The organism is Pseudomonas fluorescens, assembly GCF_001623525.1.
GTDB lineage: Bacteria > Pseudomonadota > Gammaproteobacteria > Pseudomonadales > Pseudomonadaceae > Aquipseudomonas > Aquipseudomonas fluorescens_Q.
Map to the genome: position 1 here is coordinate 5,860,313 of NZ_CP015225.1, position 24,668 is coordinate 5,884,980.

General features: G+C 59.3%; 22 protein-coding genes. 8 read left to right on the forward strand and 14 right to left on the reverse strand.

Annotated elements, in window-relative coordinates; genetic code table 11:
* Positions 1-113: 113 nt before the first annotated feature.
* Positions 114-3,962 (reverse strand): sensor domain-containing protein, encoded by a 3,849-nt coding sequence (locus TK06_RS25350; RefSeq protein ID WP_063324289.1) that lies wholly within the window; start codon positions 3,960-3,962, stop codon positions 114-116.
* A gap of 271 nt (positions 3,963-4,233) precedes the next feature.
* Between TK06_RS25350 and ettA the strand changes: the two genes are divergently transcribed.
* Positions 4,234-5,898 carry an energy-dependent translational throttle protein EttA gene (gene ettA / locus TK06_RS25355; protein WP_030140297.1) on the forward strand — a complete coding sequence of 555 codons (1,665 nt, stop codon included), beginning with the start codon at positions 4,234-4,236 and terminating at the stop codon, positions 5,896-5,898.
* A 53-nt stretch (positions 5,899-5,951) separates the two neighbouring features.
* Here ettA and lanM read toward each other — a convergent pair whose 3' ends face one another.
* The 10 genes from lanM to TK06_RS25395 all read right to left on the reverse strand — a co-directional run bounded on the left by lanM (position 5,952) and on the right by TK06_RS25395 (position 15,238).
* On the reverse strand, positions 5,952-9,035 hold the full coding sequence (lanM, locus tag TK06_RS25360; protein WP_063324290.1) for a type 2 lanthipeptide synthetase LanM: 3,084 nt from the start codon (positions 9,033-9,035) through the stop codon (positions 5,952-5,954).
* 84 nt (positions 9,036-9,119) lie between these two features.
* Positions 9,120-9,278: a hypothetical protein gene (locus TK06_RS32800; protein ID WP_203417393.1), complete on the reverse strand. Its 159-nt coding sequence runs from the start codon at positions 9,276-9,278 to the stop codon at positions 9,120-9,122.
* Positions 9,279-9,436: 158 nt separating this feature from the next.
* Entirely contained in the window at positions 9,437-9,577 is a 141-nt protein-coding gene (locus TK06_RS32805) for a hypothetical protein (RefSeq protein WP_170845994.1), read from the reverse strand.
* Positions 9,578-9,810: 233 nt separating this feature from the next.
* Positions 9,811-10,302, reverse strand: a complete 492-nt coding sequence (locus tag TK06_RS25365) for a GreA/GreB family elongation factor (protein WP_063324291.1) — start codon at positions 10,300-10,302, stop codon at positions 9,811-9,813.
* A gap of 70 nt (positions 10,303-10,372) precedes the next feature.
* Positions 10,373-10,729, reverse strand: a complete 357-nt coding sequence (locus TK06_RS25370; protein ID WP_063324292.1) for a hypothetical protein — start codon at positions 10,727-10,729, stop codon at positions 10,373-10,375.
* Positions 10,730-10,843: 114 nt separating this feature from the next.
* The gene (locus tag TK06_RS25375; RefSeq protein ID WP_063324293.1) at positions 10,844-11,413 is read right to left on the reverse strand and encodes a hypothetical protein; all 570 of its coding nucleotides are present in this window, start codon (positions 11,411-11,413) and stop codon (positions 10,844-10,846) included.
* The gene (locus TK06_RS32810) at positions 11,410-11,712 is read right to left on the reverse strand and encodes a hypothetical protein (protein ID WP_063324294.1); all 303 of its coding nucleotides are present in this window, start codon (positions 11,710-11,712) and stop codon (positions 11,410-11,412) included. Before TK06_RS32810 ends, TK06_RS25375 begins: the two co-directional genes overlap by 4 nt.
* Entirely contained in the window at positions 11,682-12,674 is a 993-nt protein-coding gene (locus tag TK06_RS25385; protein WP_063324295.1) for an AAA family ATPase, read from the reverse strand. Before TK06_RS25385 ends, TK06_RS32810 begins: the two co-directional genes overlap by 31 nt.
* Positions 12,675-12,806: 132 nt before the next feature.
* Complete coding sequence (locus TK06_RS25390; protein WP_063324296.1) at positions 12,807-14,660, reverse strand: DUF4105 domain-containing protein; 1,854 nt, start codon at positions 14,658-14,660, stop codon at positions 12,807-12,809.
* Between the two features lie 89 nt (positions 14,661-14,749).
* The gene (locus TK06_RS25395) at positions 14,750-15,238 is read right to left on the reverse strand and encodes a DUF3015 domain-containing protein (RefSeq protein ID WP_003185616.1); all 489 of its coding nucleotides are present in this window, start codon (positions 15,236-15,238) and stop codon (positions 14,750-14,752) included.
* A 274-nt stretch (positions 15,239-15,512) separates the two neighbouring features.
* On the opposite strand from TK06_RS25395, the gene TK06_RS25400 reads away from it, so the two are divergent.
* The 4 genes from TK06_RS25400 to TK06_RS25415 all read left to right on the forward strand — a co-directional run bounded on the left by TK06_RS25400 (position 15,513) and on the right by TK06_RS25415 (position 20,054).
* The gene (locus tag TK06_RS25400; protein ID WP_063324297.1) at positions 15,513-17,951 is read left to right on the forward strand and encodes a Lon protease family protein; all 2,439 of its coding nucleotides are present in this window, start codon (positions 15,513-15,515) and stop codon (positions 17,949-17,951) included.
* Between the two features lie 318 nt (positions 17,952-18,269).
* A complete protein-coding gene (locus TK06_RS25405) occupies positions 18,270-18,611 on the forward strand; it encodes a hypothetical protein (RefSeq protein ID WP_013694243.1) in 342 nt (113 codons plus the stop codon).
* 132 nt (positions 18,612-18,743) lie between these two features.
* Positions 18,744-19,232, forward strand: a complete 489-nt coding sequence (locus tag TK06_RS25410) for a TIGR00645 family protein (RefSeq protein ID WP_003205748.1) — start codon at positions 18,744-18,746, stop codon at positions 19,230-19,232.
* A 204-nt stretch (positions 19,233-19,436) separates the two neighbouring features.
* Positions 19,437-20,054, forward strand: coding sequence for an FKBP-type peptidyl-prolyl cis-trans isomerase (locus TK06_RS25415; RefSeq protein WP_003205746.1), 618 nt, complete (start codon positions 19,437-19,439; stop codon positions 20,052-20,054).
* A 134-nt stretch (positions 20,055-20,188) separates the two neighbouring features.
* Here TK06_RS25415 and TK06_RS25420 read toward each other — a convergent pair whose 3' ends face one another.
* The 3 genes from TK06_RS25420 to TK06_RS25430 form a co-directional block, all read right to left on the reverse strand.
* Positions 20,189-20,446 (reverse strand): PA4570 family protein, encoded by a 258-nt coding sequence (locus TK06_RS25420; protein WP_003205743.1) that lies wholly within the window; start codon positions 20,444-20,446, stop codon positions 20,189-20,191.
* Between the two features lie 206 nt (positions 20,447-20,652).
* Positions 20,653-20,994 (reverse strand): zinc ribbon domain-containing protein YjdM, encoded by a 342-nt coding sequence (locus TK06_RS25425; RefSeq protein ID WP_063324298.1) that lies wholly within the window; start codon positions 20,992-20,994, stop codon positions 20,653-20,655.
* 191 nt (positions 20,995-21,185) lie between these two features.
* Positions 21,186-22,154: a polyprenyl synthetase family protein gene (locus TK06_RS25430; RefSeq protein ID WP_063324299.1), complete on the reverse strand. Its 969-nt coding sequence runs from the start codon at positions 22,152-22,154 to the stop codon at positions 21,186-21,188.
* Positions 22,155-22,393: 239 nt separating this feature from the next.
* Here TK06_RS25430 and rplU point away from each other — a divergent pair, with 239 nt between their 5' ends.
* The 3 genes from rplU (at position 22,394) to cgtA (ending at position 24,416) form a co-directional block, all read left to right on the forward strand.
* Positions 22,394-22,708: a 50S ribosomal protein L21 gene (rplU, locus tag TK06_RS25435; RefSeq protein WP_003176051.1), complete on the forward strand. Its 315-nt coding sequence runs from the start codon at positions 22,394-22,396 to the stop codon at positions 22,706-22,708.
* 35 nt (positions 22,709-22,743) lie between these two features.
* Positions 22,744-23,001, forward strand: a complete 258-nt coding sequence (rpmA, locus tag TK06_RS25440; protein ID WP_003205738.1) for a 50S ribosomal protein L27 — start codon at positions 22,744-22,746, stop codon at positions 22,999-23,001.
* A gap of 191 nt (positions 23,002-23,192) precedes the next feature.
* On the forward strand, positions 23,193-24,416 hold the full coding sequence (gene cgtA, locus TK06_RS25445) for an Obg family GTPase CgtA (protein ID WP_003205736.1): 1,224 nt from the start codon (positions 23,193-23,195) through the stop codon (positions 24,414-24,416).
* Positions 24,417-24,668 lie beyond the last annotated feature (252 nt).

Genomic DNA, 24,668 nt, shown 5'->3' on the forward strand with positions numbered 1-24,668 from the left:
AGCGATGCCCGGACTGGCACCTTCGCGAGCAAGCCCGCTCCCACATTTTGAAATGCGTTTCCCTGTGGGAGCGGGCTTGCTCGCGAAGAGGCCCGCCCAGCCACCACAAGATTTCAGTCGAGCATGAACAACGCATCATTGCTGAACTGCGCTTCGAACCGATTGGCCGGCATCGGCCGGCCGAACAGGTAGCCCTGGACTTCGTCGCAGCCGTGCTCGCGCAGGAAGTCCAGTTGCTCATGGGTCTCGACACCCTCGGCGATCACCGCCAGGTTGAGGCTGTGGGCCATGGCGATGATCGCACGGGCGATCTGCGCATCCTGCTCGCCGGACGGGAGGCCGTCGACGAAGGTGCGGTCGATCTTCAGCACGTCGATGGGGAATTGCTTGAGGTAGTTGAGCGACGAATAACCGGTGCCGAAGTCATCGACGGCGATGCTCAGGCCCAGGTTTTTCAGCCCGGCCAGGATCTGCATCGCCTCGCTGACTTCGCGCATCAGGATACTTTCCGTCAGTTCCAGCTCCAGGCAGGCCGGCGGCAGGCCGGTGCTGCGCAGGATATTGGCGATGCGCGTGCCCAACTGGCCGTCGGAGAACTGCCGGGCCGAAATGTTGACCGAGACCTTCGGCACCCGGACCTTGGCCTGGTGCCATGTCCTGAGCTGCCGACAGGCCTCGGTGATGACCCAGTCGCCGACGTCCACCACCAAGCCGAGTTCTTCGAGTACCGGGATGAAATCCCCTGGCGGCACCAATCCGCGTCGCGGATGGCGCCAGCGCAGCAGGGCTTCGGCACCGGTCAAACGTTTGCCATCGCCGCTGAACTGCGGTTGGTAATACAGCACGAACTCGTTCTGTTCCAGGGCGTGGCGCAGGTCGCTTTCCAGCTCCAGGCGCTCCAGGGCGCTGGCGTTCATGTCGGCCTGATAGAACTGGAAGTTGTTCTTGCCCCGCTCCTTGGCGTGATACATGGCTGTGTCGGCGTTCTTCATCAATTGGCTCAGTTCGTTGCCGTCCTGGGGGCTCAGGGCGATACCGATACTGGCGGTGACGAAGAACTCCCGGCCTTCGAGCACGAAGGGCCGCACCAGGCTGGCGAGGATCTGCTCGGCTACGTTGATTGCCCGGTTCAGCGCCATTTCGCGACTGGCGCGCGGTTGCAGCAGCAGGGTGAATTCATCGCCACCCATGCGTGCCACAGTGTCGTCGTCGGCGACGCAGCCGAGCAGGCGCGTGGCCATTTCCTTGAGCATCCGATCGCCGGCGGCATGGCCCAGGGAGTCGTTGATCGGCTTGAAGCGGTCCAGGTCGAGGAACATCAGCACGACCCAGGTCTTCTGTCGGTCGGCCGATTGCAGCGCGGTGTGCAGGCGATCCTGGAACAGCGTGCGGTTGGGCAGGTGAGTCAGGGCGTCGTAATAGGCCAGGCGATGAATGCGCTGCTCGCTGGCCTTGCGCTCGCTGATGTCGCTGAAGAAGCATACATAGCTGGCCAGGTCGCCTTCGTCATCCAATACGGCCGTAATGCCGACCCAGGCCGGGTAATGCTCACCATTGCGGCGCTTGAGCCAGACTTCGCCTTCCCAGGTGCTGTGCTGTTGCAGCTGCTTGAGCACGTAGCGCAAGTGGGCTTCCTGCTGTTCGTCCACGGTCAGCATGTTGGGCAACTGGTCCAGCACTTGCGACACGGCATAACCGCTGACGCGACTGAAGGCTTCGTTGGCCTGGACAATGTAGCCGGCCGGGTCGGTGATCAGGATCGCCGAGGTCGAGTGCTCGAAGACCGTAGCGGCCATGCGCAGGTCTTTTTCAGCGCGACGCTGCTGGCTGATGTCGCGACCGACGCCGAGCACGCCTTCGAACGCGCCGTGTTCATCCCACACCAGTACCAGTCGCAGCTCGATGGGAATCTTGCGCCCATCGGCACGCAGGCAGTCGAACAGGAACAACTGGGTCTGCATCTGGTTGCGTAGCTCGGCCAGTTGATCGGGCTTGTCGAGGGCCTTGCTGACCCGGTCCATCAGGCTGTAGATGCCGGTCAGTTGTTGCGGATTGGCGATGATCGATTGCCAGCCGTTCTGGAAGATCCAGTCGGCGGTGTAGCCCAGCACCGCTTGCACCGACGGGCTGACGTAGTTGAGCGAAAGCTTGTTGTCGGTGGAGAAAATCACGTCGCTGATGCTTTCGGCGAGCATCCGGTAGCGTTGTTCGCTGTCACGCAGCGATTCACTGGCCTCGATCTGCTCGGTGACGTCCTTGGCCACGCCGATGATTCGTGTCACCTGGTTATCCCGGTCCCGGGCCAGGGCCTGCTCGCGGATGTCGAAGCAGCGCCATTTGCCATTGCGGTGGCGAAAGCGCAGTTGGCATTGCAACAATTGCGTGTACCCGCCCCGCCGCTGTGCCTGGCGCAGGCTGTGGTAGTGATCGGCATCGTCGCTGTGCAGCAGGATTTCCCAGAAGTACTCGCCCATCTGGTGCAGTTCGGTGCGGTCGTACCCCAGGGTCTGGCCCAGGTGGTGGTTGCTGAAAATCATCCGCTGACTGATGACGTCCTGCACATAGAGATGATCCGGCACGGTGCGCACCACGTCCGACCAGAAACCCTCGCGTTCGAGCAGCGAGAGCTCGATCAGCTTGCGGCTGGTGATGTCGCTGATGCTCAGGATGACCGCGTTATGGTCTTGCTGTTTTTCCGGCAGGCGCAGCACCAGCCACAGGTGCTGGTCGCGGCCATGGGCGTCCTGGAGCTTGATTTCCAGCTCCAGTTGCTTGTGTTGATCGAGCAGCGCCTCGAGCAGCTTCGAGCCGACGGGGTTGTTGTCCTGCGTACCCTTGCCGACCAGCAGTTGCCAGGCCTGATCGCAGGAATCGACATTGAGCAGTTTCAACGCCATCTGGTTGACTTCGGTGACGTGAACTTCCTGGCGCAATTGCTCGAGTTGATGGGGGGTTTTTGTCCATGCGCGCAATTGATCGCCCGTGTGCAGGCCGGCCCGCTCAAAAAAAGCCTTGAGCCCCGACAGGTCGAGCACGCACAAGGCCACGCCAGTGCCTTCGAAAATATCCTGGTAGCGCCGCCGACCTTCATGCAACTGCCGCTGACGTCGGCGCATGTTCAAGAGCGCAATCACCGGCAACAACGAAAACGCCAGGCCCAGCAGGCATTTGCCGATGAAGGCCGGCAACAGTTGTTCGATCACCTGGCGGCGGTCGAACAGCCCCCGCAGTTGCCAGTCGCTGCTGCTCAAGGGCACGGTCAGTACGGTGTTCTCCAGGTCATCCGGGGACAAGTGGGTAGGGCTGCTCGAGGGCAGGCTTTCGTCGCGGCTGATGATCTGCTGGTTGAGACGGTTTTCTACCAGCCACAGCGGGCGCAGCCCCATATCGGCCTGCTTGGTCAGGGTGGAGAAAAAGTTCGGGCTCAGGCGCAGGGCCCAGTAGCCACGGCTGCTACCGCTGGCCTGGTGCAACAATAGGTGCACCACGGAGCCGTCTTCGGCATTGCTGAAATAATGGGCCTGGGCCCGGCTGCGCCGCACCAGGTCGCCCAGGTAGTCGGCGTCGTGGCTGTCGGCGTCGCTGTCACTGAGCACTCGGCCGGAGGGGCTCAGCAGGACCAGGCTGCGCAATTCGGGGAGCGATTGCTGGAGTTTGCGCACCAGGGCCCGCTGTTCGTCGCCCGTTTGGGGTTGTTCGACGATCGGTAGCAGGTTGAGGGCGATTTGCGCGTTCAGGGCCATGTTCAGGCTGACTTGCGCGGCGAGATCAGCGGTGTAGTCGATGGTGTATTGGCGTTGTTGCTGTTGGGTTTCGCGCAGTTGGTCGAGCAATTGCCAGAACAGCAAGCCGAGCAACAGCAACACCAGCGTGGCCAGTGCGCTCTTCAATGTCCCGCGCAGGGGCGAGCCGGGCACGACTGCGGGTGCGCGAGGGGACAGGGGCGGAGTGACGTTGGACAAGCTGTAATCCTGCAGTTTGCTGGACTGGCGCGACGTGCACTATAAGCCGGACGCCCGAAGGGCGGCTAGCATGCCTTGACTTGTGGCAAAGTGCCAGCCCTTGGCGGCTGGACCTTGACCGACGGTTGAGGTAGCTTTGCCGGTCAAACAAGAGCGTTCCAGCTCCAGATTCCCAGGCTCTATCCGCGTGCAGGCATTGATGACCGTCAAGTGCCGGTGCCGCGCATGGCCTGGCTCGTTCTTTTCACCTGTCACTGACGCTAGGTTCACCATGGCTCAATACGTCTTTACCATGCATCGGCTGAGCAAAGTTGTTCCGCCGAAGCGGGAAATCCTGAAAAATATTTCACTGTCCTTCTTCCCCGGCGCCAAGATCGGCGTACTGGGTCTCAACGGTTCGGGTAAATCCACGCTGCTGAAAATCATGGCCGGCGTCGATAACGAATTCGACGGCGAAGCCCGCCCGATGCCGGACCTGAACATCGGCTACCTGCCCCAGGAGCCTCAGCTGGATCCGACCAAGACCGTCCGTGAAGTGGTCGAGGAAGCGGTCAGTGTGATCAAGGACGCCCAGGCGCGCCTCGACGAGGTCTATGCCGCCTACGCCGATCCGGATGCCGACTTCGACAAGCTGGCCGCCGAACAGGCCAAGCTCGAAGCGATCCTGCAGGCCAGCGACGGCCACAACCTGGACCGCCAGCTGGAAGTCGCCGCCGATGCGCTGCGCCTGCCGGCCTGGGACGCGAAGGTCGAACACCTGTCTGGTGGTGAGAAGCGCCGCGTGGCCCTGTGCCGCCTGTTGCTGTCGGCCCCGGACATGCTGCTGCTCGACGAACCGACCAACCACCTGGACGCCGATTCCGTCGCCTGGCTCGAACACTTCCTGCACGACTTCCCAGGCACCGTGGTTGCGATCACTCACGACCGTTACTTCCTGGACAACGTCGCCGGCTGGATCCTCGAACTTGACCGCGGTGCAGGCATTCCATACGAGGGCAACTATTCGGGCTGGCTGGAAGCCAAGTCCGATCGTCTGGCCCAGGAATCCAAGCAGCAGTCGGCCCATGAAAAAGCCATGAAGGAAGAACTGGAGTGGGTGCGCAAAGGCGCCAAGGCCCGCCAGTCCAAATCCAAGGCACGTCTGCAACGCTTCGAGGAAATGCAATCCCAGGAATTCCAGAAGCGCAGCGAAACCAACGAGATCTACATCCCGGCCGGTCCGCGCCTGGGTGACAAGGTCATCGAGTTCAAGAACGTCACCAAGGGTTATGGCGATCGCGTGCTGATCGACAACCTGTCGTTCTCCATGCCCAAGGGCGCCATCGTCGGCGTGATCGGCGGTAACGGTGCGGGTAAATCCACGCTGTTCCGCATGCTGATGGGCAAGGAAACGCCGGATTCGGGCAGCATCGAAATCGGTGAAACCGTGCAACTGGCCTGCGTCGACCAGAGCCGCGAAGACCTGGACGGCAGCAAGACCGTGTTCCAGCAGATCTCCGACGGTTCCGACCAGATCCGCATCGGCAACTATGAAATCCCGTCGCGCACTTATGTGGGCCGTTTCAACTTCAAGGGCGGCGACCAGCAGAAGTTCGTCAAGGATTTGTCCGGTGGTGAGCGCGGTCGCTTGCACCTGGCGTTGACCTTGAAGGAGGGCGGCAACGTCCTGCTGCTCGACGAACCGTCCAACGACCTCGACGTGGAAACCCTGCGTTCCCTGGAAGAAGCCTTGCTGGACTTCCCGGGCGCCGCCATTGTGATCTCCCACGATCGGTGGTTCCTCGACCGCGTGGCGACCCACATCCTGGCATACGAAGACGATTCCCAAGCGGTGTTCTTCGAAGGCAACTACACCGAGTACGAAGCCGATCGCAAGAAGCGCCTCGGCGAAGCGGCTGCCCAGCCGCACCGCGTACGGCACAAAAAACTGGCCTGAGTCGGTTGGTTGCATGAAAAAACGGAGCCTTCGGGCTCCGTTTTTTATGGGGGTTACGCCGGCACCGCGAATTCAAGGGAGAGAATGTTGGGGAGGGTCGGGTCCATCTCGTACAGCAAGGCATAACCCGCCCCCGTGATTCCGGTCAACAGGCTGACGTCGGGTACCCGATCGTTGTCGAGCCATGGTCCCTCGAAAAACTGCCGGGCGATTTCGTCGAGTATCTTTCTGACCCTGCTCATGCCTTCGGGATTATCCGAGTGCCGATACAGGTCATGCAGACAGATCAGATTGCCGAAATCGCCGTGACACAGGTTGTAGCCCTCGCCGAAACCGTGCTGCCAGAGATTGTTCTCGCATCGCTGTATATCGTCGAGCACGGTCTGCCTGGCCGCGTCGTCCAGGGCGTCCCCCATCGATGCCATGAGCTGTCGCCTGGCGATAAGTATACCGCCGTCGCCGTGGCACCACTTGGACGTATGGTCCGCCGGCCCGAGGTTTCGCAGGTCCAGCCAGAAACCGTCCCGGCTCAAGCGGTTTTCGCCTTCGAGCACCTGGATGGCCAAGGGCACCAGGGTCGCATCGCCGGTCACGTCATAGGCTTTACACAGGGCATGGATGACCCCCGAGAGGCCGTGGGACAAGCCTGTCAAAATGACCGAGCGATCATCGCGCCGCAGCAGTTGGCCATCTTCAATCAGGACTTGATCCTTGATGTAGCCAACCATGCGTTGGATGGCTGGCAGCACGTCCTCCTGTGCAGACAATGCATGGATATTGGCCAGCAGGGTCACAGCCCCACAACAGCCTCCGAGGAAGTCGAAATCATAGTCTTCAGGAGGGACTTCAATCAGTTGGCGCAGCAGGCCGGCAATTTTTTCATCATGCTTGGCGTCTCCAGTGACTTGGCGACGATTGATGAGCAGATAGAGGTAAGCCCCCAGCCCGTGATAAGCACTGACCGTCAAATCGGTTCTGAAAAAGCCGAAGCGTTGTTCCAGTGAGTGCAGCACCTGATCCATGCGCGACAGACAGTGCGGTTCGCCGCTCACCTTGAACAGGCCCAGATAAAACAAGCCAATCCCGGCGATACCGGAATACAACCCGTGATCCATGGGCGACGGGTATTTTCTCTGGGTCGTGGGGTGCGTATGGAAAGACAGCCAGCTTACATCTTCCGTCATGCCCACTACCGCCAGCTCCTCGAGGCGGGCGCTGATGGTCTGTAGCGCGTCGAGTCGGTTCGCCAGGGGCGCTGTTTCAAGGTTCGCCAGCGTCTGCGGAATAGGGGAGGGGGGATGTCCGTTCGGTTCTGGGAACAGACAGATTTCGAGTAAGGTGCGTTGTAAGGCCCAGTCTTTGCGGGACAGGTTGGCTATTTTTTGTAGACAGCTTTTTACCGGTGGTTCCACGGCTGCCATTTCAATTGTTTCACCCTGTGCGCTCGTAAAATAGTTGCCGTTCAGCGGCATGGTAAAGCACGGGATACTGGATCGTTGCAGGTCGGCTATTTCATAGCGGGGAATGCCCTTTTCCCGATAGGGTTCTTTCAGGTCTTCCCACAGGGTGGCGAGCAGAAGTTCCCGGTCGAGCATATTCTGCATAAAGCGAGGGTGGCGGATCAGCCCGATAAAATCAGCGTAGCGCTGAGAGTTTTTGAGCAACACCCGGGTTGACAGTTCCCCTGCGGATTGTTCAAGCATCTGCATGATCGCGCGCCGATGAACCATCAGTTCGCCATAGGCCTTTTCAAAGCCTTGGAAAAGTTCTTTTTTATAAGCTTCAGGTCCCTTGCGCTCACCCTGCAAAAGCGGCAGATGTTTTTGCATCAGGTGATGTTCGAATTCGACTTTGCGCAAATGGTAAAAACCATCGTCGAAAATCAGGGAATGGCGGGTGGAGATGAATAGCGCTTGCCGGGTCAGACCGCTCTGGTCGTTATTGGGCTGTTGTGAAAAGGGTACGAATCCGCTGGAACAGACTGACTGCTGGACCAATTTAAAACTATTGGACAGTGCGCAACCTGCGGGCAGGTCAGTGAGCAGGTCGCTGGTGGAAGCCGTGAACAAACACTCGAGGTCAATCATGACCGGGCTGTTGCCGCACGCAATAATATTTTCGTAGTGAAAGTCGATGCCATTCAACCCATGGATGACGGCTATTTGTGCCCCCATTTTTTGATAGAACAGCCCAATGTCTGTTTCGCTATCGCAAGGGAGGTTCTCGACTTTCTCTACCCAGCTGTGCCGTTCGCGGCTGAGGATTTTTGGCGTATGGATAGAAAAACAATCGGCGCCTGTCCACTCATGCAATTGGCCAAGAAGGCCATAGAAAAACAGTGCCTCCTGGCTTGCCCTTGGCTTGTAGACCAATGCCGTGGTGCCGATATTGACTTGGCAGACCGTTTCGCCACGACCGTGAGGGTCGCCCAGGCCGAGCTCAATAGCGTCGATTTTCCGCGAGGGGATCGAAAACGCTGTCTCCAACCATTCAGCGTCGTCGGCAAAGTTATGAATGACCGTATAAAGAAAATGGAGGGTGTCGTCCAGTAGGTCAAACAGCAATGTCGCCAGCACTGGGTAGGATTCGAAAAACTTCAGCAACGGCAGCGTGCGTAGAAGGTGATTGAATCCTTCCAGGTCAATGTCATCGCCGTCCGCAATCCGTGTATTCAAATAATGGACCAGGCTTTGTTCCGAGGTGCGTCCAACCCGGGCCAGGACATAGCGTTCAAGGCTGGCAAACAAGGCGGGTTCATCAATGTGCCTTGACGCATTCGAATAGCGCGCATCTGCCTTGAAGGTATCGATGAAATAAAGAAAAAAGCGATAGCCAAACCAATAAAAATTGTCCTTGTTACTTGAGCCTTGTTTCATGTCGACATTCACGCTGTCGAGATGAATCAATTTCTCTTTCAACGTATTCAAGGCGTCTTCGCCTGCGGAGGGCAAGGGCTGCTGATTGACGGTTTCCTTGATATACGAGACCAGTTGTTCCCTGTTCAGGCCAAAGTGATCCAGCACGGTTTGATCATCGGCATGCAGGCGGGTCAGGTTGTTTTCAAAAAGGGCGATGTCGCCGTCTGAAGCGTACCGGTACTTCCCTCGCTGATCCAACTTCAAAGCGTTAACAAGCATGCCATAGCTCCTGACATGGATAGAGCAGGCAATGCCTGCTCTATGTTTATAGGTGTTGCCTGTTTCGATGTCGATTAAGCGGGATTAGCACCCGAGTGTCGAGCATCCAATATTGGTGCAAGTTCCAAAGGTGTTGCATTCCATCGTCGTTGCCAGCATGCCCACGATGTTGTTAGCGGGCGCTTGGTAGGCGTTGAACTCGAGATAGAAGTCACCGGACATGTTCAGGATTTTTTCGCTCATGATATTTCCTCATCAGTTATTGAATATCGCGTACAGCGGCCTGCGGCCAATCGGATGCCAATCACTGTATCCGAACTGTAGGATGTCAAATGAAGTTGTCTATGAATGGGATTAGGGATATCAAAGTCGCCCTGTGCAGGTCGACCTTGAAAGTGGGATTAGCACAAAATGGCGGTGCACTCTGCGGTGCCACATTCGACAATGGTCAGCGCTGCTGACTCAATGCCGCGACTGACGAGTTGGTAGGACTTGAAGTCACCATCGAAGTCACCGGACATTGCCAGTATGTGTTCGCTCATCATGTTTCTCCTCTGTTGTTACGCACCTGTTTTGGTGCGGGAAAAACAATAGCACGCTGCCGATTAAGCACCAACTTGTCGTTATGACCTTATGTTGCAGTTACATGTTGCTACAGGTATGTAGTTACTGTTGCGACGCTCTAGCGCTAGAGGCTTTATTGCTCTTGTTCGAGTCTGCAGGAAAGGTTTAAGTGTTTTCTCATGGTACTAACAAGTGCTGCTCGCTCAGTTCGTTAATCAAGCGCTATGGCAATGACTTCAATGGCGAGATTGCCCATCGGTCGCTCCCTGATCACCTCATCCCCCACCTTCGCCCCCAGCAACGCTCGCCCCAGCGGCGAACCCCAGTTGATCAGTCCACTGGCCGCATCAGCTTGGTCTTCACCCACCAATTGCACCCGCTGCTCGTGATCATGCTCATCGACGAAGGTCGCCCAATGCCCAATCCGCACCTGGTCCGTTGATGTCGGCACGACGATCTGGGCGCTTTGCAAGCGCTGATTGAAATAGCGCAGGTCCCGTTCAATGTCGGCGATGCGCTGTTTGTCTGCCTGGTCGCCTTTGGCTGCGTGCTGGCCATGCAGTGCCTGCAACTGGGCGACGCGGGCCTGCAACTGGGCAAACCCGGACGGTGTCACGTAATTGGGCTGGGCACTGACCTGGCGTTCGACCGGTTGATCGGCCTGGGCTGCGGCGGTGTCTTCGTTGACGAAAGCGCGACTCATGGTGTTCTCCTCTATTGGAGTTTGGGCCATGGTCGCAGGCTTTTGGTTTCGATGAATGTCTGTGCGCGACTTACGGCGAGCGATAAGCCCGGGCGGCATCCTGGTCTTTCTGCTGTTGCCAGGCCCGTTCACGTTCATCCCAGTGACGTTCGCGATAGGCGTCACGCTCCTCGCTTTCGCGCATGGCCTGACACTGACGGAAACCATCGCTCCAGCCTTCGGCGTAGCGCGGGTCCTTGAGATAGCGCGGCACGTCTTTCCTGAACTGGCCGGTGATCACCCCGGCGGCTTGCCGGCCGCTGCTGCAACCGTCGTCGTAGCCGTCGGCGAACGCTGGTGGATAACCCCGGGCGATCAGGTCTTCGTGGGTGGTTTCACAGCCGCTGACCAGCAACATCACACTCAATACCGCTACCGCACGCCACATGCCTGTCTCCCTGCCGCATTGGCGGCCTTACCAGGAGAATTTAGAAGCGCAGTTGTAGGCGGGAGGTGAAAGAATGATCAAAAAATCTGCGGTTGCAGGTAAATGAGGCCGCCTTCATAGGGCGGCTTTTTCAACGGCATCGGCAATCAGCGGCGCCACTTCACGGAGTCCTTCGAGCGTCAGCTTTTTTTGTTTGTACATGTTGTACCAACTCTGGCGCCAGCGAATGACGCGCTCACCGTCACGCAATTTGAGTCGCTTGAGTGTGTACTCGGCTTTGTCGCGATAAGCCGGAGGAATCGCTGCTGTGGTGCGCATCTGAAGCGACGGCAAAATGATTTCGAACCAGCCTGGGCCCACGTCATGGGGATCGAGCACCGTGTCATCAGCTGTTTTCTTGCTGGAATTCAGCGTGCCGGAGGCGAAGCGGTAATTGCTCCATTCGTAGGTCAGGCCCGGGTAGTGCTTGTAGCTGAGGTAGTGATCGACCGTTCCGCCGGTAGGGTCAAGCATGGCCGCGTAGGCACACAGGTTTGCGTAATGATCGGCCAGCTCTCGCGAGCATTTGTTCCAGAGCGGCGAGGGACGAGGAGCGCCCGGATTGTCAGTGAGCCATTGTTTTCCCGGCGTTCTGACGTCTTTATCAAAATCGGCGGGTTCCTTTGGCCTGGTCACCGGGATCATTGATGGCCCTCGCCATTGAGCTTCAGGAGGCCGCTCTCGATCAGCCAGCGTGGCCAGAACTCATCATGGGCCGGAAGCAGCTTTTGCAGCGCCTTATGGATGGAGGCTCGGGTCTTGAGTCCTTCAGGCAGTTGCTTCTCGCCACGCATGAATGCTTCGGCGGCCTCAATGGCTTTTTCTGCCTCCAGCGAGCGCGCCTGTTCCAGCCCGAACGTGTCAGAGACCAACCAACTGCTGGCGTCACCCTGGGCTGCCCAGTGTCCTTGTGTCAGCGTGACCTTCTGGTCCCGGATCGACAATTGAATCTGATCGTCCTGTTCTGCATCGAATACCGGTTCAAGGGAGGCGGCGACAAGGGGGGGAGTGCGTGGCAATCAGGAGTTGGGGGGGGAGCGGCACCGTGGTTCCCGCGCAAGGTCTTGATAGCTTGCAACAAACTGGGCATCAGCGTGCGCTGCCACCTTGGATGTAAATGAGTCTCGGGTTCGTCGAACAGAATGACAAACCGGCGCTCGGGCTTTTTGTCGAGCAGTGCGGCCGCTGCCTGGTGCTCATACCAGGCCCACACGAGAAAATAGGCCAGCCCCAAGATGCGTCTTACACCCGCAGAGGCCAGCGCGACCGGAACGTTCTGATTGCCGATGGTAAGTGTCGGTCGTTCTCGACCCTCGCCCAGGTAGACTCGTCTGGGTGCCCCGACGCATAACGGTTCGCTGGCGGGAGAGAGGTCGCGCAATGCGTTTTCCAGCGCTTCGAATTGGGGTTTTCGACCGTTTTGCCAGTTGACCCAGTCGCGCTCCAGGCCTTCACAAACCCTTTGCCCATTGACGTCGAGGCCATCCCATACGTCGTCGGCGGAAAAGTGATATGCGGCGGGTCGATCCTTATCGGAGCGCCAGTAATTGCGGGCCGGATCCCATACGGAAAAGCCGCCGTCGATGCGTACGTAAACCACGATGCCGGGCATGGTGGGACGACTTTGTTTCAGAGGCCAGGAGCTGTCTTCCCGCTTGTAGGTCGATACCACAGGCTGGGCGACGCCGGATTTACCTTTTACAACGTATTCAATGGAGGACTTGCCGGGGTTTACAGGCAGGGCTGGCGTATTGGCCCAGGTGCGCGTCAGCGCCCACCAGGCCAGGTCCAGCAAAAAGCTTTTGCCCAGTCCATTGTCACCTGTAATCAGATTGATTCGTGGCGCCCAGTTAACTTCGAGCTCAGGAGCAGGCCCCACGTTTTTCATGTGCAGATAATCAAGCATCGCAGCATTCAATTCCGATTAAAGGTTGATCCGGGCCAATCTACTTGATTTTGGCTGACTTCGAAACGAGCCCGGAAACGCGCCTGCCATTCGACCTGGGATTGGGCCTTGATCCTCTCTCTGGCTCAGATATCAATAGTGATACCACTTCACCTCAAGCATCACTTCGTTCTCCGGCGAGGCCAATTGGCTGAATTCCCGCTGGGCACTCAGGCGCAGGCCGAGGTTGCGGGACAGCTCCCATTGCTGGTTCAAGCTCAGGCTGCGGCGCACTTCGCCGTTGACGAAATAATCACCCTTGGCTTCCAGGCTCAGGTTGCCCAGCGGGTTTTTCCACAGCACACCGCTATTGAAACCGGCGGCCGGGGCGATGAACTGGGCGAAGTCATTGTTGTGTTCGACCCGCACCGTGCCCAGGGCAAAGCCGAGGACATCCTCGCCCAGCGCCCAGGTGCCGCCGGCGCCGCCGTTGACGTGGCTGACCAGGGTTTCGTCGTCGTGTTTGCCTGGCACCCGCTCCAGGCCGCCGGTGACCTGCCAGGACAGCGGTTGCAGCAACTCGTTGCGCGGCGTCAGGGAGCGAATGGTCGCCAGGTCCAGTTGTTGCACCTGCCAGTCATTGCCTTCGTACTGGCGCAGTTTCAATTGCAGGATTTCGATCTGTGCGCCCAAGGGGAAGCTCTCGGCGTTGTCGTTGAGATCGTGATAGGCCATGCGCAAGCCATACTCGCCGAACGCCCGGTCGCCCCGCGTGCCGAGGCCAGCCTGCCAGGTGCGCGATTGGTGACCGTCCTCGGGCAGGCCCGGTTGCGGGATATCGAGCTCCGGCGCCGGGTTCTGGTTGATCGCCCGCAACAGTTCGAAACTGCGCTGGGCGCGCTGTGGGTCGCGCTCCTGGCCGTTGGCGCGATAGCGTTCCAGGCGGTAGGCCGCATCGATGATCAGCGCCTGGCGTTCGCGCGGCAACGCCTTGAAGCCGGGGGCTTGCAGTTGCTGCTGGTCGGCGCTGGCTTTCAGTACCCATTGCTGTTCTTCGTCGCTGAGCGGTTCGGCGCGGCTGAGCAGTTCCCGTTCACGGGACGGTCGATACTGGATGCTTTCCACCAGGCCGGCTTCTTTCACGGCCTTGACGGTGTCGGTGGGAATCGCAGTCAGCGGGAATTGTTCGGTCAGGCGCAGGCTGGGGCGAGCCACTTGCAGCAATTCGAGCAGGCGATAGGAGCAGTTTTCGTCGAAGAAAAAATAGTCGAACTGAATCTGCTTGAGTTCCCAGACGTGCTCGACCATGCGCTCGGTTTCCGCCTGGCTCAGGTTCAGGCGGTATTCCCACAGGTCGCGGTTCTCCAGGCTACGGTACTCGGAGAGTTTTTCCTGGTACGGCACCAGGGCAAACAGGCCGGGATAGCCGCCCATCAGGCCCTTCCAGGCATAGAGGATACTGTTGTCCGAGCCTTCGATGTAGGCGCCGAAATTGATCGCATAGCTGAGCAGGGCGGTCTTGTCGCTCTGCACATCGGCCTGGTCGATGCGCAGCAGGGTGTGGCCGAACATCGAGGACGGGCTGTTCAGGTACGCGGCGGGGAAGATCATCACCGCGCTGTGGGGCGAGACGTCCTTGAACCATTGGTTGAAGTCGCTGCAGTCAACGGCCGGCAGATCCGTCAGATTGAGCTGGGCCTTGAGCCAGCGCGTTCGCGCCGGGTACACGCACTGGGCATGCTGCTGGCCGGCGCTGGCCGGGCCGTACAGGGCTTTTAGCGTGGCACTCAGTTCACGCTCGGGATGTTCGTTGCCATCGGGCGCGAGGAAGAATTTCTTGTCGCTGATATAGCTGCGCCAACCGCCAAGCTTGGCGGTTTCGTAGTGGCCCAGGGAAATCCAGAAGCGGTCATTGGCCAGTTGCTGCAAACGTTGAGGGTCGACATGAGGCGCGGCGGACAGCGGGGCGCACACACAGAGCGCCAGCCAGGCAAGGCGTTTGAGCATAGTCGGCTACTTGGAAAGGCGAAAAAACAAAGACCGAAGGGGCCCCGAAAAGAAAACCCGCTCCCCGAGAGGAGCGAGTGGTGTCGAGCTTAAGCTTGAGTGGCGTACTTGGCCAGGCGAGGATCGCTTTTCAGCACGGCCAGGGTGTTGGTATGCACATCTTCCGCCGTCACGTCAGCCTTGCTGAAGATCTGCTGGAAGTGCTCGTGGGTAACGGCGGAGAAGTGTGCGCGATCTTCCGGCGCTACGCCCAGTACCACGGCATAGGTGGTCAGCGCTTCGCCCTGACCCTTGGCCATGTCTTCGGACAGCTCGTTCATCATGCCATTCATGGCCAGCCAGGACTTGCCGCCGTAAGTCAGTGCCGCGTTGGTCGAGCAACCGTTGGTGCCGGATGTCATGCCGAAGGTAGCGTTACCGGAAGTGCCGTTGGTGGTGGATGCCAGGAAGTGTGCCGGAGTGCCACGCTGACCTTCGAACAGCATGTTGCCCCAGCCGCAATCCGGGCCGCCCGGCGCCTGAGCCATGGCGTTGATGGATACAGCGGTGAAGAGAGTACCGAGAAGAATCCGTTTCATAGCTATGTTCTCTTTATGTGCATACCGATGGACAGGGTCTGGCCCCTACAGCTGCCAGTGGGCCGGTTATTGTTCCAGCCGCGCAGTTTGGAGTTTAGGCACGATCTGAGGGTTCCGTGACATTTTGCAAAAACATCACTGGAAGATCGCCTGTCTACCGGGCCCGACCGCGGTTTCCCCTTTGACTATGCTTTGGGCAGAGGCGCTCCTTGCCAGTCAGGTACAGGCGGCGCCAGAATGCCGCTATCTGCCCCGCCTGATGTAAGGAAGCCCGATGCCTGATCCTGTTGCTGCCAGCTTGCGTCTAGCGCCCGAAGCGCTGACCCGTCCGTTTTCCGCTGAACAGTTCAGCTTCTCTACCACCAATGATCTGGAGCCCTTCCGCGGTGTGCTTGGCCAGGAACGTGCGGTCGAAGCCTTGCAGTTCGGCGTGGCCATGCCGCGCCCCGGTTACAACGTATTCGTCATGGGTGAGCCCGGCACTGGCCGGTTTTCGTTCGTCAAACGCTACCTCAAGGCCGAAGGCAAGCGCCTGCAGACCCCGGCGGACTGGGTCTACGTCAACAACTTCGATGAGCCCCGCGAACCCCGTGCCCTGGAACTGCCGTCAGGTACGGCCGGTGCTTTCATCGCCGACATCAACGGCTTGATCGACAACTTGCTGGCGACGTTCCCGGCGGTATTCGAGCACCCGTCCTACCAGCAGAAGAAAAGTGCCATCGACCGCGCCTTCAACCAGCGCTATGACCGCGCCTTGGATGTGATCGAGCGCCTGGCGCTGGAGAAGGATGTCGCGCTGTACCGTGACAGCAGCAACATCGCCTTCACGCCAATGAGCGAAGGCAAGGCCCTGGATGAAGCGGAATTCGCCCAGTTGCCGGAAGCCGAGCGCGAGCGTTTCCATGAGGACATCTCGGGCCTGGAAGAGCGCTTGAACGAAGAACTCGCCAGCCTGCCGCAGTGGAAGCGCGAGTCGAGCAACCAGTTGCGCCAGCTCAACGAAGAAACCATCACCCTGGCCCTGCAACCGTTGCTGGCGCCACTGTCGGAGAAATACGCAGAGAACGCTGCGGTCTGCGGCTACCTGCAGGCCATGCAGGTCTATCTGCTCAAGACTGTGGTCGAGCAATTGGTGGACGACAGCAAGACCGACGCCATCGCCCGCAAGCTGCTGGAGGAACAGTACGCCCCGAGCCTGGTGGTCGGGCATCCGTTCAGTGGCGGCGCGCCGGTGGTGTTCGAGCCGCACCCGACCTACGACAACCTGTTTGGTCGCATCGAATACAGCACCGACCAGGGCGCGCTCTACACCACGTACCGGCAGTTGCGTCCGGGCGCCTTGCACCGGGCCAACGGCGGTTTCCTGATTCTCGAAGCGGAAAAAATGCTCGGTGAGCCGTTCGTGTGGGATGCGCTCAAGCGCGCCCTGCAATCGCGCAAGCTGAAAATGGAATCGCCGCTGGGGGAACTGGGGCGCGTGGCCACCGTGACCCTGACGCCGCAGCACATTCCGCTGCAGGTCAAGGTCGTGATCATCGGCGCCCGCCAGCTCTACTACGCCTTGCAGGACCTGGATCCGGACTTCCAGGAAATGTTTCGCGTGCTGGTGGATTTCGACGAAGACATCCCGATGGGCGACGAGAGCCTGGAGCAGTTCGCCCAGTTGCTCAAGACCCGCACTTCGGAGGAGGGCATGGCGCCGCTGACCGCCGACGCGGTGGCGCGCCTGGCGACCTACAGTGCGCGTCTGGCCGAACACCAGGGGCGCTTGTCGGCGCGTATCGGTGATCTGTTCCAACTGGTCAGCGAGGCGGATTTCATTCGCCAACTGGCCGGTGACGAGATGACCGACGCCGGTCATATCGAGCGCGCCCTCAAGGCCAAGGCCACCCGTACCGGGCGTGTCTCGGCGCGAATCCTCGACGACATGCTCGCGGGGATCATCCTGATCGACACCGCCGGCGCGGCCGTGGGCAAATGCAACGGGCTGACAGTACTCGAGGTCGGCGACTCTGCGTTTGGTGTACCCGCGCGGATTTCCGCCACGGTGTACCCGGGCGGCAGCGGCATCGTCGACATCGAGCGGGAGGTCAACCTCGGCCAGCCGATCCACTCCAAGGGCGTGATGATTCTTACCGGCTACCTGGGCAGTCGTTATGCCCAGGAATTCCCGCTGGCGATCTCGGCCAGCATTGCGCTGGAGCAGTCCTACGGTTACGTGGACGGCGACAGCGCGTCCCTGGGCGAGGCGTGTACGCTGATCTCGGCCCTGTCGAAGACGCCGCTCAAGCAGTGCTTCGCCATTACCGGCTCGATCAACCAGTTCGGTGAAGTGCAGGCGGTGGGCGGGGTCAACGAGAAGATCGAAGGCTTCTTCCGCCTCTGTGAAGCCCGCGGGTTGACCGGTGAGCAGGGGGCGATCATTCCCCAGGCCAACGTCGCGACCCTGATGCTCGACGAGAAAGTGCTGGCCGCCGTGCGCGCCGGGCAGTTCCATGTCTATGCGGTGCGCCAGGCCGACGAAGCCCTGAGCCTGTTGGTGGGCGAGCCTGCTGGCGAGCCGGACGAAAACGGCGAGTTCCCCGAGGGCAGCGTCAATGCCCGGGTGGTGGAGCGGCTACGGGTGATCGCGGAAATGATCAGCGAAGACGACATCAAGGAAGCGGAAAAGGAACTGGCACAGCAGGCATTGACGGAGGCCAAGCCGGCTTGATGTTTTCCTGACCGCAGCAAGACCTCCTGTGGGAGCGAGCTTGCTCGCGATTGCGGAGTTTCAGTCACGGTTTTCTCGACTGTCACACCACAATCGCGAGCAAGCTCGCTCCCATACTGTTTTGTGGGTTATTTCTAAAAAAACGCCACCACTTTGGCGTCAATATTCACACTGTGACCGCTCGGCGTATTCTGGTCTCGAAAGTCCTTGCGACCGGAACTTTTCTTCTATCCTCAGCTCAAGGATAACGAGAGTCATCATCGGATCGAAACAGCCTCCTCCCGGGGCTGAATACCGGATCTACCGAGGGGCGCCGCCATGTCGCGCAACCTTTGCCTCACTCGTCAATGCCTGGGTCTTGTCACCCGTATCGAATGCGCCATCCGCCCCCTGGCGGGAGATACCGGTATGTGGACCTTGCTCTTCGCCGCCGGAATGGCCGGTGAACAACCTTCTGCCATCAAGGCCCAAGGGCCATTTCCCGGCCCGACTGCCGCCGAATCCATCCTCGATACCATTGTGCAAAGCCTGACGCTGCACGGCTACGAGCTGGCCGATGACCCGCAGATATGGTCCCTGCACATGCAAGCCCAACTGCGTGAAATCAATGGAGGTCGTTGTCGCAACGTCGGCGGCTTCGAGTTTCGTCCGCTGCATTGAAGGCCATCACCGCACGGGCATCGACAGTAAAATTTTGACACAAGAGCAGGGACCTGGGACGGTCCCGGCGTTTGTGGGGCCGGTCGTGGCTGATATACTCGCCGCGATTTTTCAGCCCTGGTGTGAGATTCAATGGAACGCTTTATCGAAAACGCAATGTACGCCTCCCGTTGGCTGCTGGCGCCGATCTACTTCGGGTTGTCCCTGGGCTTGCTGGCCCTGGCGCTGAAGTTCTTCCAGGAAGTCTTTCACGTCATCCCCAACGTGTTTTCCATGGCCGAGTCGGACCTGATCCTGGTGCTGCTGTCGTTGATCGACATGGCGCTGGTGGGCGGGCTACTGGTGATGGTGATGATTTCCGGCTACGAGAACTTCGTCTCGCAGTTGGACATCGGCGACGACAAGGAAAAGCTCAACTGGCTGGGCACCATGGACTCTTCATCGCTGAAGATGAAAGTCGCTGCCTCGATCGTGGCCATTTCCTCCATCCACCTGCTGCGCATTTTCATGGACGCCAAGAACGTCGATCCCGAGCATCTGATGTGGTACGTGATCATTCACATGACTTTCGTGGTCTCGGCATTTGCCATGGGCTACCTGGACAAACTGACCAAGCACTGAGGTCCGTTCTCCACGCTGGCGCAACGCCCGCCTGTAGAATTGCAGGCGGGCGTTGTCGTTTCTGGCGGCTTGCTTTGACGTAGGGGGCTCGTCACCCGCGGTGGCATCTGTGCTAGTCTGCTCGCCCTTTTGGTTCCGGGCGCTCCGGGAGGCGCTGTGTCACGCACGGCAACTCTCGAGCCGTCCGCACAGCGGAGCAGCATCATGTCCGAAGTTAACCTGTCCACCGACGAAACCCGCGTCAGCTACGGCATTGGCCGTCAGTTGGGCGACCAACTGCGCGACAACCCGCCACCGGGCGTGAGCCTGGACGCCATCCTGGCCGGCCTGACCGACGCGTTCGCCGGCAAGCCAAGCCGCGTGGGCCAGGACGAGATGTCCGCCAGCTTCAAGGTCATTCGTGAAATCATGCAAGCCGAAGCCGCTGCCAAGGCTGAAGCCGCAGCTGGCGAAGGCCGTGCGTTCCTGGCCGAAAACGCCAAGCGTGAAGGCATCACCACCCTGGCTTCCGGCCTGCAATTCGAAGTGCTGACCCAAGGTGAAGGCGCCAAGCCGACCCGTGAAGACCAGGTGCGTACCCATTACCACGGCACCCTGATCGACGGCACTGTGTTCGACAGCTCCTACGATCGTGGCCAGCCAGCCGAATTCCCGGTTGGCGGCGTGATCCCAGGCTGGACCGAAGCCCTGCAACTGATGAATGCCGGCAGCAAATGGCGCCTGTACGTGCCGAGCGAACTGGCTTACGGCGCTCAAGGCGTTGGCAGCATTCCACCGCACAGCGTGCTGGTGTTTGACGTCGAGTTGTTGGACGTACTGTAAGACCTTGTCCGGTTTTACAGCCGGACAAAAAACTGTGGGAGCGAGCTTGCTCGCGAAAGCGGACAGTCAGTCGACACTTTCGTGACTGACATGCCGCCATTGCGAGCAAGCTCGCTCCCACAGGGTCAGGTGCTTCATCCGTGGAACCTGCCACTGAAATCACCCGTCGGGCGCAATGCCCGGGCGTAGCAGAACAGGAACAGATTGCGCACCAGTTCCTTGAGCACCAACGGTTCACTGGAATTGAGGCTGTTGAGGTCCAGATCCCCCTGGTCCTGCAGCTCGTTCAAGGCTTCTTCTTCAAGCACTGCACAGACTTCCCCGGTTTCCCGATGCAGGATCCTGAGATAGGGATGTGGGCGGTCCAGCCAGGCATCGATCAAATAAGTCATGGTTCTCATCTCCTTGATGGGTTTCGATGAGAATAATTCTTATTCGCTAAATAGCAAGGCTCTATTGGTGTTGCGATTGTTTTTCTGACGGTGGGTTATGGCCGCTCAGAACGGCTGGCAGTTGGCTAGCGTCCGAGAAATGGGGCCGAAGCGGAGAGGGCGAGGCTCCATCCCACACGCGGGGTATGGGATGGAATACAGCAGTATCAGACTTTTCTTACGAACTCGGACTTGAGTTTCATCGGGCCGATGCCGTCGATCTTGCAGTCGATGTCGTGGTCACCCTCGCACAGGCGGATGTTCTTGACCTTGGTGCCGACCTTGACCACCAGCGACGTGCCCTTGACCTTGAGGTCCTTGATCACGGTGATGGTATCGCCGTCTTGCAAGACATTGCCGACCGAATCTTTCTTCACGGTATCGTCGGACACTGTTTCAGCTTCGCCGCTGGCAGACCATTCGTGGGCACACTCCGGGCAGACCAGTTGAGTACCGTCTTCGTAGGTGTATTCGGAATTGCATTTCGGGCAGGGAGGCAACGTGCTCACTAAGGTTCCTTGGGTATCAGGAGGGCAAAAGGGCGCACATTATATAGGGTTTTGTGGCTGGAATGGGAGTTCGCCGTCCTGTGGCGAGGGAGCTTGCTCCCGCTCGGTTGCGTAGCGACCGTGGATACTTTTGAAGGGGCTGCTGCGCAGCCCAGCGGGAGCAAGCTCCCTCGCCACAGGAAAACCTTGTATCAGTGGGTACGGGCGACCGCAAACTCGCTCAGCTCCACCAGCGCATCGCGGTATTCGCTGGCCGGCAGGGCGTCGAGGCATTTGATCGCGCGGGCAACATAGTCCCGGGCCAGTTTCGCGGTGTACTCCAGCGAACCGGATGCTTCGACCGCGACACGGATGCTTTCCAGGTCTTCGATCCCGCCTTTCTGGATCGCCTGGCGCACCAGTGCTGCCTGTTCAGGCGTGCCCTCGCGCATGGTGTAGATCAGTGGCAGGGTCGGCTTGCCTTCGGCCAGGTCGTCGCCGACGTTCTTGCCCAGGGTTTCTGCATCGCCCTTGTAGTCGAGCAGGTCGTCCACCAGTTGGAAGGCCACGCCCAAGTGGTCGCCGAAGGTGCGCAGCGCTTCGCTCTGCTCGACGCTGGCACCGGCCAGGGCGGCGGCGCTGTGGGTCGAGGCTTCGAAGAGCATCGCGGTCTTGCCGCGGATGACTTCCATGTAGGTTTCTTCGGTGGTGCTGGCATCGCGTACCTTGGACAGCTGCAGCACTTCGCCTTCGGCGATGATGCGCGTGGCCTGGGACAGGATTTTCATCACCGGCATCGAGCCCAGCTCGACCATCATTTCGAATGAGCGCGAATACAGGAAGTCGCCCACCAATACGCTGGGGGCGTTACCCCACATGGCGTTGGCGGTCGAACGGCCACGGCGCATGCCGGACATGTCGACCACGTCGTCGTGCAGCAGGGTCGCGGTGTGCAGGAATTCGATGGTGGCGGCCAGCAGGCGCATGTCATCGCCTTCGCGACCCAGGGCCTTGCCGCACAGCAGCACCAATAAAGGACGCAGGCGTTTACCGCCGGCCGAAGTGATGTAGTCGCCGATTTTCGATACCAGAGGCACGCGGGAAGTCAGCTGCTTCTTGATGATGCCGTCGACGGCGCTAAAATCGTCCGCCACCGCGCGGTAGAAAGCTTGGGGTTGCATCAGCGACAGGTGCTCCAGAAGGGTTGCGCGGCATGCTAGGACCCACGTCCGCAGGTGTCAAGGCGCGATAGACGGCTACTTGCAAGGCTCTCGCGGCTTGCGTACAATCGCGCACCCTGAACTTCCTGGGCAGCACCTGCCTTACGCAATTGCATCCGGGCCTTCCAGCCCATGCAGCCATGCCAGCCAATACCTCTTCTTATAAAGCGCTGGGTGAGCAGGATTATCGGAGAAATACCATGTCGTACGCAGTAATTGTTACTGGTGGCAAGCAATACAAGGTCGCCCCAGGTGAATACCTGAAGATCGAAAAACTGGAAATCGCTACCGGCGAATCCGTGACTTTTGATCGCGTTCTGTTGGTCGCCAATGGCGATGACGTGAATATCGGCGCTCCAGTCGTTGCTGGCGCTACCGTTGTGGCTGAAGTGATCTCCCAAGGTCGTCACGATAAAGTCCGCATCATCAAGTTCCGTCGCCGTAAGCACCACATGAAGCGCATGGGCCACCGCCAGTGGTACACCGAGATCAAAATCACCGGTATTCAGGCTTAATTTCAGCCTAATTCCTCACTAGGAGAATTGAACTCATGGCACACAAAAAAGCTGGTGGTAGTACCCGTAACGGTCGCGACTCAGAAGCCAAACGCCTTGGCGTGAAGATGTATGGCGGCCAGGCTATCAAAGCAGGCAACATCATCGTGCGTCAGCGCGGCACCCAATTCCACGCTGGCTACGGCGTGGGCATGGGTAAAGATCACACCCTCTTCGCTAAAGTCGAAGGCGTGATCAAGTTCGAAGTAAAAGGCGCCTTCGGTCGTCGTTACGTAAGCGTTATCGCAGCTTAATTGCGAGACCGCTGGAAAAGCCCTGTCTTGCGACGGGGCTTTTTCGTTTGTGGGGTGAGTCTCTTGCAAAACTGTTTGTATGGGCTGTCGGCGCTGCGGTTGGGGCGTGTCATCAGGTCGCTGCGCTCATTTTTGCAAGAGTCTTATGTCTTGTTTTTTTTGGCTCGTCCGTATGGCGAGAGGCGTGTGTCATGAAGTTTGTTGATGAAGTATCGATTCGAGTAAAGGCCGGCGACGGCGGCAATGGTTGCATGAGTTTCCGTCGGGAAAAGTTCATTGAAAATGGTGGCCCTAACGGCGGTGATGGGGGCGATGGTGGCTCGATCTACATGCTCGCCGACGAAAACCTCAACACCCTGGTGGACTACCGTTACACCCGGCACTTCGATGCCGAGCGTGGCTCCAACGGCGGCAGCACCGACTGCACCGGCAAGAAGGGCGAAGACCTGATCCTGCGCGTGCCAGTCGGCACCACGGTGATCGATTCGGCCACCCAGGAAGTGATTGGCGACCTGACCAAGGCTGGCCAGCGTCTGCTGGTCGCCCATGGCGGCTGGCACGGCCTGGGCAACACCCGTTTCAAATCCAGTACCAACCGTGCGCCGCGCCAGACCACGCCAGGCAAGCCAGGCGAGCAGCGTGACCTGAAGCTGGAAATGAAAGTGTTGGCCGACGTGGGTCTGCTGGGTTTGCCGAACGCCGGTAAAAGTACTTTCATTCGCTCGGTGTCGGCGGCCAAGCCGAAAGTGGCCGATTACCCGTTCACCACCCTGGTGCCGAACCTGGGCGTGGTCAGCGTCGACCGCTGGAAGAGTTTTGTAATCGCCGACATTCCAGGTTTGATCGAAGGGGCTTCCGAGGGTGCAGGCCTGGGGATTCGTTTCCTCAAGCACTTGTCCCGTACCCGTCTGTTGTTGCACCTCGTGGACATGGCGCCGTTGGATGAAACCAGTGCCGCCGATGCCGCCGAAGTCATCGTCAACGAACTGACCAAGTTCAGCCCGGCCCTGGCCGAGCGCGACCGTTGGCTGGTGCTGAACAAGTGCGACCAGATCCTTGAAGAAGAGCATGAGGAGCGGGTCAAGGAAATCGTCGACCGCCTGGAGTGGGAAGGTCCGGTCTACGTGATCTCGGCCATCGCCAAAGAGGGCACCGAGCGCCTGTGTCACGACATCATGCGTTATCTGGAAGATCGCGCCGACCGCCTGGCCAATGACCCGGCGTACAAGGAAGAGCTGGCCGAGCTCGACCAGCGCATCGAAGACGAGGCCCGTGCCCAGTTGCAGGCGCTGGACGACCAGCGTGCCCTGCGTCGCAGTGGTGTCAAGTCGGTCCATGACATTGGTGACGACGATTGGGACGAAGAAGATGTGGATGACGAAGACGGTCCGGAAATCATCTACGTTCGCGACTGATGCTGCTCAGTTGAAGTCAAGGCCTGTGGGGGTTAGCTTGCTTGCGATAGCGGTGTGACGCCGGTATCAATAATTGCTGGCCCCATGCAATCGCGAGCAAGCTCGCTCCCACAGGTTCAAGTGTTTCGGCGCGGTGTTATCATCGCATCCAGCCGGTTTCCAAGGCGCCGCTCATTCGAGCGGCGTTTTGGTATCTGTAAAACGCAAATACGAATAATCCCATGGGCGGCGCTGGGTCGCGCCGTTCGCTGG